10 protein-coding genes are annotated in these 15,021 nt (G+C 65.6%); 3 read left to right on the top strand and 7 right to left on the bottom strand.

Features of this window, described 5'->3' with window-relative positions; translation table 11 throughout:
- Positions 1–43 precede the first annotated feature (43 nt).
- The 4 genes from C0Z18_RS00255 to C0Z18_RS00240 all read right to left on the bottom strand — a co-directional run bounded on the left by C0Z18_RS00255 (position 44) and on the right by C0Z18_RS00240 (position 3,984).
- Entirely contained in the window at positions 44–1,546 is a 1,503-nt protein-coding gene (locus tag C0Z18_RS00255; protein WP_233216762.1) for a flavin-containing monooxygenase, read from the bottom strand.
- Between the two features lie 2 nt (positions 1,547–1,548).
- Positions 1,549–2,724 (bottom strand): tetratricopeptide repeat protein, encoded by a 1,176-nt coding sequence (locus C0Z18_RS00250; RefSeq protein WP_102643367.1) that lies wholly within the window; start codon positions 2,722–2,724, stop codon positions 1,549–1,551.
- A gap of 89 nt (positions 2,725–2,813) precedes the next feature.
- On the bottom strand, positions 2,814–3,500 hold the full coding sequence (locus C0Z18_RS00245) for a PspA/IM30 family protein (RefSeq protein ID WP_102643366.1): 687 nt from the start codon (positions 3,498–3,500) through the stop codon (positions 2,814–2,816).
- 193 nt (positions 3,501–3,693) lie between these two features.
- Complete coding sequence (locus C0Z18_RS00240; protein WP_102643365.1) at positions 3,694–3,984, bottom strand: hypothetical protein; 291 nt, start codon at positions 3,982–3,984, stop codon at positions 3,694–3,696.
- A gap of 389 nt (positions 3,985–4,373) precedes the next feature.
- Here C0Z18_RS00240 and C0Z18_RS00235 point away from each other — a divergent pair, with 389 nt between their 5' ends.
- Both C0Z18_RS00235 and C0Z18_RS00230 read left to right on the top strand, forming a co-directional pair.
- Positions 4,374–6,848 carry a penicillin-binding protein 1A gene (locus C0Z18_RS00235; RefSeq protein ID WP_102643659.1) on the top strand — a complete coding sequence of 825 codons (2,475 nt, stop codon included), beginning with the start codon at positions 4,374–4,376 and terminating at the stop codon, positions 6,846–6,848.
- A gap of 73 nt (positions 6,849–6,921) precedes the next feature.
- Positions 6,922–8,073: a patatin-like phospholipase family protein gene (locus tag C0Z18_RS00230; RefSeq protein WP_102643364.1), complete on the top strand. Its 1,152-nt coding sequence runs from the start codon at positions 6,922–6,924 to the stop codon at positions 8,071–8,073.
- Between the two features lie 160 nt (positions 8,074–8,233).
- Here C0Z18_RS00230 and C0Z18_RS00225 read toward each other — a convergent pair whose 3' ends face one another.
- From C0Z18_RS00225 to mfd, 3 genes are all read right to left on the bottom strand, one after another.
- Positions 8,234–9,247: a pyridoxal-phosphate dependent enzyme gene (locus C0Z18_RS00225; RefSeq protein WP_102643363.1), complete on the bottom strand. Its 1,014-nt coding sequence runs from the start codon at positions 9,245–9,247 to the stop codon at positions 8,234–8,236.
- 20 nt (positions 9,248–9,267) lie between these two features.
- Positions 9,268–10,527 (bottom strand): acetylornithine deacetylase, encoded by a 1,260-nt coding sequence (argE, locus tag C0Z18_RS00220; RefSeq protein ID WP_102643362.1) that lies wholly within the window; start codon positions 10,525–10,527, stop codon positions 9,268–9,270.
- A gap of 103 nt (positions 10,528–10,630) precedes the next feature.
- Positions 10,631–14,128, bottom strand: coding sequence for a transcription-repair coupling factor (mfd, locus tag C0Z18_RS00215; RefSeq protein WP_102643361.1), 3,498 nt, complete (start codon positions 14,126–14,128; stop codon positions 10,631–10,633).
- Between the two features lie 169 nt (positions 14,129–14,297).
- Between mfd and ispD the strand changes: the two genes are divergently transcribed.
- The gene (gene ispD, locus C0Z18_RS00210) at positions 14,298–15,008 is read left to right on the top strand and encodes a 2-C-methyl-D-erythritol 4-phosphate cytidylyltransferase (protein WP_102643360.1); all 711 of its coding nucleotides are present in this window, start codon (positions 14,298–14,300) and stop codon (positions 15,006–15,008) included.
- The last annotated feature ends 13 nt before the right edge of the window (positions 15,009–15,021 follow it).

Here is a 15,021-nt window from a genome sequence, read left to right as displayed (position 1 = left end):
CCTAATCGGGTATGCGCGGCCGTGACGGGTAAGCGGCGCCGGTTCATCGGTCGAACCGGTAATCGCCGGCGCGCACGCGTCGCGTGAGCCACCGGAATGCGAACGTAAAACCGGGCCACAGGGCCGTGTTTCTGCCGCGCTTGGACAGATACCAACTGCGGCAACCGCTCGACCACACCGTCTTACGAAACGCTTCCTGCAAGTGCTCGTTGAACGCGCGCTGCACGTCTTCGCGCACCTGCATCGTGCGCGCGCCGCGCCGGCTCATCGTGCGCAGGCAACTCGCGATGTAAGCGATGTGCGACTCGATCATGTAGACCATCGAATTGTGGCCGAGCCCGGTGTTGGGGCCGATCATCATGAACAAGTTCGGAAAGCCGGCGATGGCCGCGCCGAGATAGGCTTGAGGACCTTCGCTGCGCCAGAGGGCGTCGAGCTCGACGCCGTGGGCGCCGACGATGGGGAAGGGCGCGCCTGCGTCGGCTACCTCGAAGCCGGTGCCGCAGACGATGGCGTCGGCACGGATATGGCGGCCGTCGGCGGTGACGAGGCCGTCTTCGACGATTTCCCGTATCGGCGTGGTGACGACTTCGACGTTCGGTTGCGTGAGCGCGGGATAGTAATCGCTAGAAAGCAGCACGCGTTTGCAGCCGAGCAGGTAGTCGGGCGTGAGCTTCGCGCGCAGCGCCGGATCTTTCACGCGCCGCGCGAGATAGCTCGACGCGAAGCGCATCGGCGCCTGCATCCATGCCGGATTGACGACGAAGGCGAGGGCGCGCAGCTCATGGCGCCAATAGATGGACCAACGCGCAAGCCGCTGCGCGAGCGGCACGAGGCGAAAGGCACGCCGGGCATGCTCCCCGATGGGCCGGTCCGGCCGCGGCATGATCCAAGGCGGCGTGCGCTGAAAAACGTGCAATTGCGCCACGTGCCGTTGCAGATGCGGAATGAACTGCACGGCGCTCGCCCCGGTGCCGATGACGGCCACGGTCTTGCCTTCGAGTGGATAGTCGTGGTCCCAACGCGCCGAGTGAAAGAGCCTGCCGCGAAAACGATCGATGCCGGCAATGTCCGGCAAGGCCGGACGCGAGAGCGGGCCGCTCGCCGCGACGACCACGTCCGCTTCAACTGTTTCCTGAGTAGGGGAAGTATCGTTTGCTGCTCGCTTCGTCGATACGTCGAGCCGCCAGATGCGCGCCGCGTCGTCGAAGCGGGCAGCGGTGACGCGCGCGTTGCAACGGATCAGCGGCTCGATGCCGTGCTCCCGCGCGCAGCGCCGCAAGTACTCGAGAATCTCTTGCTGCGAGGCGAACGTGCGCGACCACGACGGGTTCGGCGCGAACGAGAACGAGTACAGGTGCGAGGGAATATCGCAGGCGGCACCCGGGTAGGCGTTGTCACGCCAAGTGCCGCCGATCGCGGGTGCCGCTTCGTAGACCGTCACCGAGGCCACGCCCATGCGCCGCAGCCGAATGGCCATGCCGATACCGGCGAACCCGCTGCCGACGATCGCTACCCGCAGCCCGATCTTGCTCGAACCGCTCACGCTCAGCTATCGCTCCATCCACCGGAATCGTTGCTGCCGAAATCGACGCCGCCATCGCTGCCGCCGCCGTCGCCGTCATTCCAGTCGTTCGAGCCCTGGCCGAAATCGACATTGCCGGCGTCGCCGCGTTCCGCGGCCCGGCGGCGCGCTTCGTCCTCGTCGATATAGACGTCGCGTTCGATCACGCGATCGCGGCCGTGCGACGAGAGCGCCTCGCCGAGCAGCACGCCCGTGAGCAGCCCGCCCATACCGCTGCCGCCTTGTTGCACGACGATCGGCGGCTGTTGTTGCGGCGGATAGGGCTGCTGCATGCCGTAAGGCGCCTGTTGCTGGGCCTGCTGTTGCTGCAGCCGTTCGGCTTCTTGCGCGTAAGCCGAGGATCCCGCGGGCGCCTGCGCGTTCGGATCGGGGCGGCCTTCGGCGCGCGCGCGCAAGCTTTCGAGCTGCCGCGCGAGGTCGTCGAGCTGGTAAGCGGGCACCGGATTGCCGTTGTTCGACAACGACTCAACGAGCGTGCGCAGTTGGTTCTCGACGTTTTCGATTTCGCTCGCCAGCGTTTCATGGCCCGCAGCGCTCGATAGCCGCGCATCGAGCTTCAGCGAACGCGTTGCATTCAGCAACTCGGTGGCGCGTTTCAGTTGCGCGCGCCGTTCTTCGCCGGCGCGGCCGTCTTCGCTCGAACGCGCACGCCGCAGCGTCCAGCGCAGAATCAAGACGACGGCGACGATCAGAACCGCCAACCCGATCCACATGCCCATCGACGGACCGCGATGAGCCGGTGCGGGGGCCGAGGGCAACGCGGTGGCGATCGAATTGCCGCCGCTGAGGGTCGGTGAGGTCGGTGCGCTCGAGCGGCCCGCCATCGAACGAATGCTTGCCTCGACCTGCGCGAAGCGCCCCGGGCTCGCGAAGCGGATTTGCGGGTCCAGCGTTTTGGCCTGCTCGATTTGCGCGAGCGCGTCCGCATACCGGCCTTCTTTCGCGAGCACCTGTCCGTACAGATAATGCGCGTGCGCATTGTTCGGATGCGCCGCGAGCACTTGCGAAAGCTCGGTATCGGCTTGCTGCCAACGACCTTGCGCCATCGCGCGCTCGACGTCGCTGGCGCTCGGCAGGGCGAAAGCCGCGCTCGAGACGAACAGCAAGGCGGCGCCCACGGCTGCGAAAAATGTCTTCATAGACCGAACCGGGCGCGCAGCGCCCGTCTCCATAACCATCATCGACCTGTTCGAGCGGGCGCGCCCACGCGCACCCGCATCGCCGTGCGTCATTGCGCCGGCGTATTGGAATTCATCTGCTTTTTCAGCGCTTCGAGGCGATCTTCGACCGAGGGGCCGCGATCGAGCGCCGCCAGCTTGTCCTCGAGCGCCTTGCCCGACGACGTATCGGCCGAGTTCAGCCGCGCGTCGGAACGTGCGTTCGAGAGCGCGACCTTGTCTTCGAGCTTGCGGAAATCCTCGGACAAGTTCTTACCGCCGATACCGCCGAGCGCGGTGGCCGCGACATCCTTCGCTTGCGAAATCTCTTGCTTCGCCTGAAGGATGTTCGAGCGCGCGTTCAGATCGTTACGACGCTGACGCATATCGGCGATCTGGCTCTTCAGTTGATCGACGGACGGCTCGAGCGTCGCGAGCTCCTTGGTCAGCGCATCGCGTTCCGTTTCGGCGTTCGCCTGGGCGGCCAGCGCCTCGCGCGCGAGCCCTTCATCACCCGATTGCAGCGCGCGCTTGGCGCCGTCTTCGTATTTCTTGGCCTTTTCGGCCGCGGCGTCGCGCTTGCTTTGCTGCATCGCCACTTGCGCCTCGATTTCGATCAGCGCGTTTTCTGCCTTCCCGATGCTCTCGTCGAGCTCGCGCACGATCTGACGCGCGTCGCGCGAGGGGTCCTGTACGGAATCGGCCGCATCGTTGAGCAAGCCTTTGACGGTACGGGAAATAGAGTCGAACAACGACATGAAAACCTCCGTGAAATGAGTTCGGCGCCGGGCGCGAGCGTGTGGCAGTTCGGCAAGTACCCGATTGTCTACATGCTACGCCGCCTTGTGTCGGGCGGCGCGGCGTAGCCTGCCCGAATGTCGGGGCGCGCGATCCGATTGCAAGAGTGGCATCGCGATCGCTTCCTATTTTGTGCCGCCCGCGGATAGTACATCAGGCCTTCTTTAAAACCGGCTTAAATTCGCCCTGGTCAGCAGGGGCGGTGCCCGGCTCGCTTTGCGCCAGACGCCGCAGGAGGTCGTCGCGCCGGGCGATACTGGCCGGGCCCAGGCGATCGACGAGCCCCGCCGCACGAACCTCCTCGCCCGTCTCGTCGAAAGCGAGCACGGCGCGGCGCACGAGCTCGCTCAAGCTAATGCCCATCCGCTGCGCGCGGGCCGCGAGCACGCGCTTTTGCGCGGGCGTGACGAAGACGACGAGGCGTTCGCTGCTGGGTGCGTTCATGGCCGGCTCGCTAGCAAGACGAGCACGATGCGTTCTAGCACGCGCGCTCGCGTGGATGGGACTTGTCATCATAGAGCCGCGCGCTGCCTCAAAACGTGGGCGACCGCGTATTGCGTGCTCGATCAACGACTTGGCCGCTTTTTCTGCACTTTCTCCACAGGTCTTTCAACATTTTCTGTTGATAACTTCCCGCTATCGGGCGAATCTGCCGGTTTTGGTTAATTCTTACAAAAAAATTCCGATGCGGTCCCGGCGATTTCATTAGAATGCGCAGTTGGCCCGTCCCCGGCGGTTGAGCCGGATACGGCCGACCACACGACTACTACGAGTTGCGCAGCGGACTCCGCCTGCGCGAGACCGGCGCTGAGAGCCGCGCCATTCATGCCGTCATGCCTATTATCAAACGACCGCCTTCCGCCGACCGTCCGGTCGACGACCGAGAACCTTCCCGATCAGCCCCCGACAGCCGCCGCCGCTCCCTCGGCTCACGCATTGCCCTGACGTTCGCCGGACTCGTGGCCACGGTCGCCGTCGTGGGCGCGCTGATCGTGGGCTACGCGCTGATCGTCATGGCGCCGCAGTTGCCTTCGCTCGATGCCCTGACCGACTATCGCCCGAAAGTCCCGTTGCGCGTGTACACGGCCGATCACGTGCTGATCGGTGAATTCGGCGAGGAGCGGCGCAGCCTCGTGCGGTTCCAGGACATCCCGGACATCATGAAAAAGGCGGTGCTCGCGATCGAGGACTATCGATTCTACGAGCACGGCGGCGTCGATTTCCTCGGCATTTTGCGGGCCGGCACGGCCGACTTGATGCATGGCGGCGCCTCGCAAGGCGCCAGCACGATCACGATGCAGGTCGCGCGCAACTTCTTCCTTTCGAGCGAGAAGACGTACACGCGCAAGATCTACGAAATGATGCTCGCGTACAAGATCGAGCGCGCGCTGACGAAGGATCAGATCCTCGAGCTGTACATGAACCAGATTTACCTGGGCGAGCGTGCCTATGGCTTCGCCGCGGCGGCGCGCGTGTACTTCGGCAAGGACTTGAAGGACATCACGCTCGCGCAGGCCGCGATGCTTGCGGGGCTGCCCAAGGCGCCGTCGGCCTATAACCCCATCGTCAATCCGAAGCGCGCCAAGATCCGTCAGGCCTACATCCTGAAGCGGATGTTCGAGCTCGGCTACATCACGCAGCCGCAATACGACGAGGCCGTGAAAGAGCCGATCCACACGAAGCTGGCCGGCAACGAATACAGCGTGCATGCCGAATACGTCGCCGAGATGGTGCGGCAGATGATGTATGCGCAGTACAAGGACGAGACCTACACGCGCGGCTTGTCGGTCACGACGACGATCGACTCGGCCGATCAGGACGCGGCCTATCGCGCCGTGCGCAAGGGCGTCATGGACTACGAGCGCCGTCACGGGTATCGCGGGCCGGAAGGTTTCGTCGAGTTGCCCGCGGCCGGCGATCAGCGCGACGAGGCCATCGACGACGCATTGGCCGATCACCCGGACGACGGCGAGCTCGTCGCCGGCGTCGTGACCGAGGCGAGCCCGAAGCAAGTGACCGTGCAGTTCGTCGACGGCGGCACCGCGCAAGTGACCGGCGAAGGTTTGCGCTTCGCCGCGTTCGCGCTCGGTTCGCGCGCCTCGCAAACGCAACGCATCCGCGTGGGCTCGATCGTGCGCTTGATGCCCGACGCGAAGGGCAACTGGCAAATCACGCAACTGCCGCAGGTCGAAGGCGCGCTCGTCTCGCTCGCGCCGCAGGACGGCGCCGTGCGCGCGCTCGTGGGCGGCTTCGACTTCAACAAGAACAAGTTCAACCACGTCACGCAAGCGTGGCGTCAGCCGGGCTCGAGCTTCAAGCCGTTCATCTACTCGGCATCGATCGAAAAGGGTCTCGCGCCGGCTACGATCATCGACGATGCCCCGCTGTACTTCCCGCCGAGCACGCCGGGCGGTCAACCATGGGAGCCGAAGGACGACGACCATCCCGAAGGGCCGATGTCGATGCGCGTCGCGCTGGAGAAGTCGAAGAACCTGGTCTCGATCCGGATCTTGTCGTTCATCGGCACCAAGTACGCGCAAGACTACGTGACGCAGCGCTTCGGCTTCGATGCCGACAAGACGCCGCCGTATCTGCCGATGGCGCTGGGCGCCGGGCTCGTTACGCCGTTGCAATCGGCGGTGGCGTATTCGGTCTTCGCCAACGGCGGCTATCGCGTCAATCCGTATTTGATCGCCGAGGTGGACGACGCGCGCGGCCAGCCGATTTCGAAGGCGCAGCCGATCGTAGCGGGCCGCGACGCGCCTCGCTCGATCAGCGCCGGCAACGCCTATCTGATGAACAGCCTGCTGCATTCGGTGGCCACCTCCGGCACGGGGGCGGGTACGAACGTGTTGCACCGCTCCGATCTTTCCGGCAAGACCGGTACGACGAACGATGCGAAGGACGGTTGGTTCGCGGGCTATCAACCGACGCTCGTGGCCGTGGCCTGGATGGGCTACGATCAGCCCAAGAGCTTGGGTAGCCGCGAGTTCGGCGCCCAACTCGCGCTGCCGATCTGGGTCGAGTACATGGGCCGCGCGTTGCGCGGGGTACCGGATCAGCCGATGCCGATGCCGCAGGACGTGGTGTCGCTCGACGGCGAGGTCTATCTGGCCGACAAGGTGCCCGGTAACGGCTTCGTGGCGAGCATCGGCATGGAATCGGGAACGGCGCTGGCCGGTGGTGCCAGCGACGCCAGCGCGGCCGTGGGTTCCGTCGGCCCGGCCGGAATGGCGGCGCCGCCGCCCGATGTGACGCAGCAAGAGCAAAAGCAGATCCTCAATCTCTTCGAGGACAACCGGCCGTAACGCCCGATGCATCCGAGGGCCGCTTGCTTGCGTATGTCGGACACAGGGCTTCACCCGAGACACGGAGAGGCGGATGGACGAAAACGTGGCGAGCGGCGCCGGCGAGGCGCCGCGGCAGCGCGCGGAGCGGGCCGGTATCCCCGGCCAGCTCGTGCTGGTGCTGCAAGGGGGCGGGGCGCTCGGCGCCTACCAAGCGGGCGTCTACGAGGCTTTGCACGATGCGGGCATCGAGCCCGATTGGGTGATCGGCACGTCGATCGGTGCGGTCAACGGCGCGATCATCGCGGGCAACCCGCCCGAGACGCGATTGGCGCGGCTACGCGAGTTCTGGTCCCGCGTGGCGGCGGCCGGCGGCGCGACTGCCGGATGGCTCCCCACCTTCGACGATTGGTGGCGGCGCGCATCGATTTTTCTGCAAGGCATCCCCGCGTTTTTCACGCCGTCGCCCTATGCGTGGTGGGCGCTGAACACGCCGCTCGGACGCGAGCACGCGGCGTTCTATACGACACAGCCATTGCGCGAGACGCTCGATAGCCTCGTCGATTTCGACTACCTCGATGCGCGGCACGTCCGATTGACTGTGGGCGCCGTGCATGTCGCCGAGGCGCGGATGCGCTACTTCACCAATCGCGACGAGCGGCTCACCGTCGAGCACGTGATGGCTTCCGCCGCGTTTCCTCCGGGGTTTCCTTCGGTACAACTCGACGGCGAATCGTATTGGGACGGCGGCATTTATTCGAATACGCCGCTCGAGGCCGTGCTCGACGACCGGCCGCGCCGCAGCTCCGTCATATTCGCCGTTCAACTGTGGCCCGCGAGCGGACGTGAACCCGAGTCGATCGTCGAAGCGATGGTGCGTCAACGCGATATTCAATACTCGAGCCGTGCGCAAAGCCATCTCGAACGGCAACGGCAGATTCACCGTTTGCGCCATGTCATTCGCGAGCTGGAGCAATACATCGCCGAGCCGGTACGCGACACGCAGGCCGTGCGCGATTTGCTCGCTTGGGGCTGCGGCACGACGATGCGCGTCATCGAACTCGATGCGCCCAGCTTCGGCAACGACGACCTGCACAAGGACATCGACTTCTCTCCGGCCGGCATCGCGCGTCGCCGCGCGGCCGGATACGAGGACACGCGCCGGATGCTCGAGCGCGCGCCGTGGCAAGAGACGATGGACCCGATGGAGGGAATCGCGGTTTATCGCGACGAGCCGAGCACCTGATCGCTTCGGATTGCCGTTTTGACGCGCTGCCTGACGCAAATGAAGCACCGTAGAAAAATCGTTGCGCGAACAACCGCTTAGCGTGGCCGCTCCGACCTTATCAACAGGTCTGTCAACACAATCTGGGGATAACCTTGGCCAGGCGATCGCGGCGCGCGGCTCAGGCCGTGCCGTCCTGAACCTGCGCGGCGAAGGCGCTGGGCTCCGTGTTCGAGCCGCCGAGCAACACGCCGACGCGCTTGCCTTGCAACGTTTCCCGCAGCGGGCCGAGCAAGGCGGCGAGCGGTGCCGCGCAAGCCGGCTCCACGGCGACCTTCAGCCGCTTGAACAACTTGAGCATGGCGGCGCGCAATGCATCGTCCGGCACGGTGACGATGCGATCGATATGGCGCCGGCACAATTCGTAGCTGTATTGCTCGGTGTGGGGCGCCGCAAGCGAATCGGCGATCGTGTGCATCGTGCCCATCTTGACGGTATGGTTGGCCGCGAAGCTCTTGCTCATGACATCGGCGCCTTCGGGTTCGACGCCGTACACATGCACGCGCGTATTGGCCAGACGCAAGGCCGTCGCCACGCCCGCCGCGAGCCCGCCGCCGCCGATGGGGACGATCACGGCGTCGAGATCCGGCGTCTGCGTGGCCCATTCGTAACCGAGCGTGGCCGTGCCGAGCACGGTCCGGTAACCGTTGAACGGATGCACGAAGAAGCGGCCTTCCTCCGCTTCGATACGACGCACGAGTTCGAAGGCTTCGGCCGGCGTATCGGCCAAGACCACTTCGGCGCGATAGTGCTGACACAGTGCAAGGCGCGAGGCGCTCGTCGTGCGCGGCACCACCACCTTCGCGCTCACGCCGAGCCGCATCGCCGCATAGGCCACGGCCGCCGCGTGATTGCCGCCCGACACGCTCGTCACGCCCACGCTGCGCTGCGCGGCATCGAGCGCGAGCAGATTCGTGAATGTACCGCGTACCTTGAAGCTGCCTGCCGCCTGCAGGAGTTCGAACTTGAAATTGACCGACGTGTCTTCGAGCGACGGAAAGTCGTGCCGCTCGAACACGGGCGTGCGCAGTACCCACGGCGTCAGCGCGAAATGTTGCGAGGCGATGGCATCGAGCGTGGGGATCGGTTCCCCGTCGATCGTGCGGTCCGTGGGCTGCGGCATGGCGGTGGACATGGCTCGAAGCACGGCGCGCGCTATGCCTGCGCGCCGACCGACATACTGCGGATGAATTTACGCAGGAACGCTTCGCAAGCCGAGAGTTGCGCGAGTTCGACGTACTCGTTCGGCTTGTGCGCTTGCTCGATGTCGCCCGGGCCGCACACGATGCTCGGCACGCCGACTCGTGCGAACAGTCCCGCCTCGGTGCCGTAGGCGACCTTGCGCGTTTCGCGATTGCCCGTCAGCGCTCGTACGAGCGCCGTGATCGCCGCTTGTTCGGATGCATCGAGCCCCGGCGCCGACGCGATTTTCGTGAATTCGATCGCGGCGCCCGGATGTTCGCGGCGCATTTGCGGCAACAGCGTTTCGTGCGCGTAGCGTTCGATGCGCGCAAAGATCGCTTCGGGATCGAGCGTGGGGAGGTTGCGGAATTCGAACGCGAAGCGGCATTGCGCGGGCACGGTGTTGATCGCGTTGCCGCCTTCGATGGTGCTCGTTTGAGCCGTGGTGAACGGTACGTCGTAATGTTCGTCGAACGGCCCTTCGCGGCGCATCGCATCGGCCAGGTCGCGGATATGGCAAATGAGCCGCGCCGCGTACTCGATCGCATTGAGTCCCTTGGGCGTCAGCGAGGAATGGGCCGCGTGGCCGCTCACGCAACAGCGATACGCGTTGATTCCCTTGTGCGCCACGATGGGACGCATGTTCGTGGGCTCGCCCACGATGCATCCTTCGGGCTTCAAACCGCGCGCCATGAGCTCGTCGATCATGTACGGCGCACCGGCGCAGCCGATTTCCTCGTCGAACGACAGCGCGAGATGGATCGGCTTGGCGAGCTTGGCCGCCCGCATCTCGGGTACGAGCCCGAGCGCCATGCCGATGAAACCCTTCATGTCGCAGGTGCCGCGCCCATAGAGCCGCCCGTCGCGCACTTCGGGCTTGAACGGATCGCTGTCCCACGCTTGGCCGTCGACGGGCACGACGTCGGTATGTCCCGACAGCACCACGCCGCCGTTCGTTTGTCCGTCGTGAGCCGGGATCGTGGCGAATAGGTTGGCCCATTGGCCGCGGTGATCGTGCGTGAGCGTCGAGACGATGCCTTGTTCGGCGAGCGCGTCGCGCACCATTTCGATCAAACCGAGGTTCGGCGTGCGGCTCGTCGTATCGATGGAGACGAGCCGTTGGACCCAGGTGAGGCCGAGCGGGGAGAGTTCCGAGTGGGCGGGAAGAGCCGATGCCGGCCCCGATGAAGACGAAGGAGGGGAAAGCGGTGCTGTTTCAGCAGCCTGCGACATGACGAAGCTCCAGCCTTTGAGTGGCTCCGATCATACCGAAAAAAAACGAGAAGGGCCCGCCGAGCGGTACCTTCTCGTTTGTGCACTGCGCCATTGCGGCAGCCTAGCGCGCCGTTGCTCCCGCACCTTGCCGGGCCGGCGCGCCCAGCGCGCGCAACGACTCCTTGACCGTGGCGAGGCGCACCGAGAGGTCGGGGCTGCGCGTTTCGATGCGTAGCTTGTCTTGCCCCGCGAGCTTGATGTTCTTGTGCTTTTGCACCATCTCGATGATCCGCATCGCGTCGATCGGCGGGTTCGGGATGAATTGCAGGCTGATGGCGGCTTCGCCCGCGTCGATCTTCGAGATGCCGAGCGGTTTCGCCACGAGCCGCAGCCGGTGCGTTTCGACGAGCGCATGGGCCTGCGGAGGCAGTTTGCCGAAACGATCGATCAGCTCTTCCTGGATGTCGTCGATCGAATCGCTCGACTCGCAACTGGCGAGGCGCTTGTAGATCGACAGCCGCTCTTGCACGTCGCCGCAGTAATCGGCCGGCAAGATCGCGGGCGCGTGCAGGTTGATTTCCGTCGTCGCGGCCAGCGGGGCCGTGAGGTCGGGCTCCCGTCCGTTCTTCAACGCCTTCACGGCATCGGCGAGCATGTCCGAATAAAGCTGGAAGCCGATCTCGTGAATTTCGCCCGATTGCTTGTCGCCGAGCACTTCGCCCGTGCCGCGAATCTCGAGGTCGTGCATCGCGAGATAAAAGCCCGAGCCCAATTCCTCCATTTGCTGGATTGCCTCGAGCCGGCGCTGCGCCTGCTTCGTGAGCCCTTGCGGATCGTGCACGAGCAGGTACGCATAGGCTTGGTGGTGCGAGCGCCCGACGCGGCCGCGCAACTGGTGCAACTGCGCGAGACCGAACTTGTCGGCGCGATGAATGATGATCGTGTTCGAGCTCGGCACGTCGATACCGGTCTCGATGATGGTCGTGCAAAGCAACACGTTGGCCCGCTGCGCGACGAACTCGCGCATCACGCGTTCCAATTCGCGTTCGTGCATCTGACCGTGGGCGACGGCGATGCGCGCCTCGGGAACGAGCGCCTCCAACATCGCCCGGCGGTTCTCGATCGTCTCCACTTCGTTGTGAAGGAAGTAGACTTGCCCGCCGCGCTTCAATTCGCGCAGCATGGCCTCGCGAATGACGCCGTCTTCCTCGCGGCGCACGAACGTTTTGATCGCCAGCCGCTTTTGCGGCGCCGTCGCGATGACGGAGAAATCGCGCAGCCCTTCGAGCGCCATGCCTAGCGTGCGGGGAATCGGCGTGGCCGTGAGGGTGAGCACGTCCACTTCTGCGCGCAGCGCTTTGAGCGCCTCCTTCTGGCGCACGCCGAACCGGTGCTCTTCGTCGATGATGACGAGCCCGAGCCGCTTGAAGCGCACGTCGGAGGAGAGCAGCTTGTGCGTGCCGATGACGATGTCCACCGAGCCGTCGTTGATTTGCGCCACGGCCGCGTTGACCTCCTTCGTCGATTTGAAGCGAGACAGCTCGGCGATGCGCACGGGCCAATCGGCAAAGCGATCGGTGAAGGTCTGCGTATGCTGCTCGGCAAGAAGCGTGGTGGGCGAGAGCAGCGCGACTTGTTTGCCGGCCATCACGGCGATGAACGCGGCGCGCAGCGCGACCTCGGTCTTGCCGAAGCCGACATCGCCGCAGACGAGCCGATCCATCGGACGGCCCGCCGTCATATCGCCGATCACGGCGGCGATCGCAGCGGCTTGGTCGGGCGTTTCCTCGAAGCCGAAGCTCTCCGCGAATTTCGCGTAGTCGCGCGGCTCGAGCTTGAATGCGTGGCCTTCGCGCGCCGCCCGGCGCGCGTAAAGATTGAGCAGCTCGGCGGCCGTATCGCGGATTTGCTGCGCCGCCTTGCGTTTGGCTTTTTCCCACTGGCCGGAGCCGAGCGCGTGCAGCGGGGCGCTTTCGGGATCGGCGCCGCTGTAGCGCGAGATGACGTGCAGTTGCGCGACGGGCACGTACAGCTTGCTGTCGCCGGCGTATTCGAGGTGCAGGAACTCGGTTTCGCCTTCGCCGAGATCCATCGCGACGAGGCCCATATAGCGGCCGATGCCGTGCTGGGCATGCACCACGGGGTCGCCGACCTTCAATTCGGAGAGGTCGCGCACCATCGAATCGACGCTGCTCGCCTGCTCCTGGCGGCGGCGTCCCGCGCGGCGGGCGAGGGCGCCGTAAAGCTCCGTCTCGGTGACGATCGACATGCCCTCGCCGGGCAGCGAGAACCCGCTCGTCAAAGGCGCGACGCCGAGCGTGAAGCCCGCCTCGCTCGTGAGCCAATCTTCGAAGCTGTCGACCGATTCGGGGCGCAGGCCGTGTTCGGCCAGAAGCTGCGCGATGGTCTCGCGCCGGCCCGCCGATTCGGCCGCCACGAGTACGCGCCGCCCGCTGTCCTCGAGATAGCGGCGCAGCGCGAGAACAGGGTCGTCCGCGTGACGGTCGATGGCAAGAGTGGGCAGCGCCGTCGCCCACGCACCGCCGCCGTTCGCCGGCAAGACTAGCCGGGCAAACGGTTTGGCGAGCGCGTAGAAATCCTCGTCGGAGAGAAACAGACGCTGCGGCTCGAGGATCGGGCGTTCGCGATCGTGCGATAGGAAGTTGTAGCGCTGCTTGGTGTCGGCCGTGAAGCGGCGGATGGCGCCGTCCAGATCGCCGACGAACGTGAGCTGTGCGTCCTCGGGCAGGTAGTGGAAGAGGGTGGCCGTCTCGTCGAAGAACAGCGGCAGGTAGTACTCGATGCCGGCCGAGGGCACGCCGTTGCCGATGTCCTTATAGATCGAGGAGCGGCTCGGATCGCCTTCGAATACTTCGCGCCAGCGGCTGCGAAACGCCGTGCGCGCCGCTTCGTCGAACGGGAACTCGCGCCCGGGCAGCAGACGCACCTCGCGCACCGGATAGAGGCTGCGCTGCGTGTCGGGGTCGAACGCGCGAATCGAATCGACTTGGTCGTCGAACAGATCCAGCCGATACGGCAGCGGCGAGCCCATCGGAAACAGGTCGATCAGCGAGCCGCGCACGCAATATTCGCCGGGGCGCACGACTTGGCTGACGTGCTCGTAGCCGGCCAGCGTCAATTGCGCTTTGAGCTTCGCTTCGTCGAGCCGCTCGCCCTGCGTGAACGAGAACGTATAGGCGGCCAAGAACGCGGCGGGCGGCATGCGATAAAGCGCGGTCGTGGCCGGGACGAGCAAGATGTCGCAGCGTCCTTCGCCGAGATCGTGCAGCGTGGCGAGCCGTTCCGACACGAGGTCCTGGTGCGGCGAAAAGGTGTCGTAGGGCAGCGTTTCCCAGTCGGGCAGCAGCCGCACGCGCGCGTTCGGGGCGAACCAGGGGATTTCTTGCGCGAGGCGTTGGGCGTCGACGGCACTGGCGCAGACGACGGCGATGAGCGGTTGCCGCCCTTGCGCCGCCTGCAGGCGCGCCGCTTCGCTATAGCGCGCGATCAACAGGGCATCGGACGAACCGTGCGTGCCGTCGAACGCGAAGCGTTGACCGGCTTTGACGAGCGCGAGCGGCAATTGGGACGAGGCGGACGAAGGTGCGGATTGCGGCATGACGGAGGGCGTGCGGCCTTAGCTTGAACGTGGCGAAAGCCCGCTGCGACAGGCTTTCGAGCGCCGGGGCAAGCCTCGTTCGCAAACGAGGTGCCCGGAACAAAGCGCCTATTATAAAATCCGTCGTCCATTTTTGACTGGCGGCCGAGCACGGCCCGACTCCGCTCACGTGAATTCCCGCTTTTTCGCACTGATTCCCTGCGCCGGCACAGGCAGCCGCTCGGGCGCGCCGATGCCCAAGCAGTATCGCTCCGTGGCAGGGCGCGAGCTGCTGCATTACACGCTGGCGGCCTTCGACGCCTGCCCGGAACTCGCCCAAACGCTCGTCGTCATTTCGCCCGACGACACCCATTTCGACGCGCAGCGCTTCGCGCCGATGCGTTTTGCCGTGCGGCGCTGCGGCGGCGCATCGAGGCAAGCCTCGGTCAGAAACGGGCTCGATGCGCTGTGCGAGACGGGGGCGACGGACGACGACTGGGTGCTCGTGCACGACGCGGCGCGCCCGGGCATTACCCCCGAGTTGATCCGCTCGCTGATCGCGGCCCTGGCGGAGGACGCCGTGGGCGGCATCATGGCGCTGCCGGTGGCCGATACGCTCAAGCGTGTCGATGCCGCCGGCGGTGACCGAATCGCGCGCACGGAGCCGCGCAGCGGCCTGTGGCAGGCGCAAACGCCGCAGATGTTCCGGATCGGCATGCTGCGCGAGGCGATCGCGCGGGCTGAGCGCGACGGGCACGATCTGACCGACGAGGCGAGCGCCATCGAATGGCTCGGCCATGCGCCGCGCCTCGTTCAAGGCAGCTTGCGCAATTTCAAGGTCACGTACCCCGAAGACTTCGCCTTGGCCGAGGCGATCTTGACGCACGGCGCGAGCCGCTGAGGCATTCGATGCG

The organism is Trinickia dabaoshanensis (genome assembly GCF_002879885.1).
Classification (GTDB): domain Bacteria; phylum Pseudomonadota; class Gammaproteobacteria; order Burkholderiales; family Burkholderiaceae; genus Trinickia; species Trinickia dabaoshanensis.
Note: the sequence above shows the minus strand (reverse complement) of the source record. Positions and strands in the feature narration are given on the sequence as shown.

Excerpts from the sequence above, each read along its gene's own strand:
- C0Z18_RS00250 (WP_102643367.1), bottom strand. The coding sequence starts at position 2,724 with ATGAAGACATTTTTCGCAGCCGTGGGCGCCGCCTTGCTGTTCGTCTCG.
- C0Z18_RS00245 (WP_102643366.1), bottom strand. The coding sequence starts at position 3,500 with ATGTCGTTGTTCGACTCTATTTCCCGTACCGTCAAAGGCTTGCTCAAC.
- C0Z18_RS00240 (WP_102643365.1), bottom strand. The coding sequence starts at position 3,984 with ATGAACGCACCCAGCAGCGAACGCCTCGTCGTCTTCGTCACGCCCGCG.
- C0Z18_RS00235 (WP_102643659.1), top strand. The coding sequence starts at position 4,374 with ATGCCTATTATCAAACGACCGCCTTCCGCCGACCGTCCGGTCGACGAC.
- C0Z18_RS00230 (WP_102643364.1), top strand. The coding sequence starts at position 6,922 with ATGGACGAAAACGTGGCGAGCGGCGCCGGCGAGGCGCCGCGGCAGCGC.
- C0Z18_RS00225 (WP_102643363.1), bottom strand. The coding sequence starts at position 9,247 with ATGTCCACCGCCATGCCGCAGCCCACGGACCGCACGATCGACGGGGAA.
- argE (WP_102643362.1), bottom strand. The coding sequence starts at position 10,527 with ATGTCGCAGGCTGCTGAAACAGCACCGCTTTCCCCTCCTTCGTCTTCA.
- mfd (WP_102643361.1), bottom strand. The coding sequence starts at position 14,128 with ATGCCGCAATCCGCACCTTCGTCCGCCTCGTCCCAATTGCCGCTCGCG.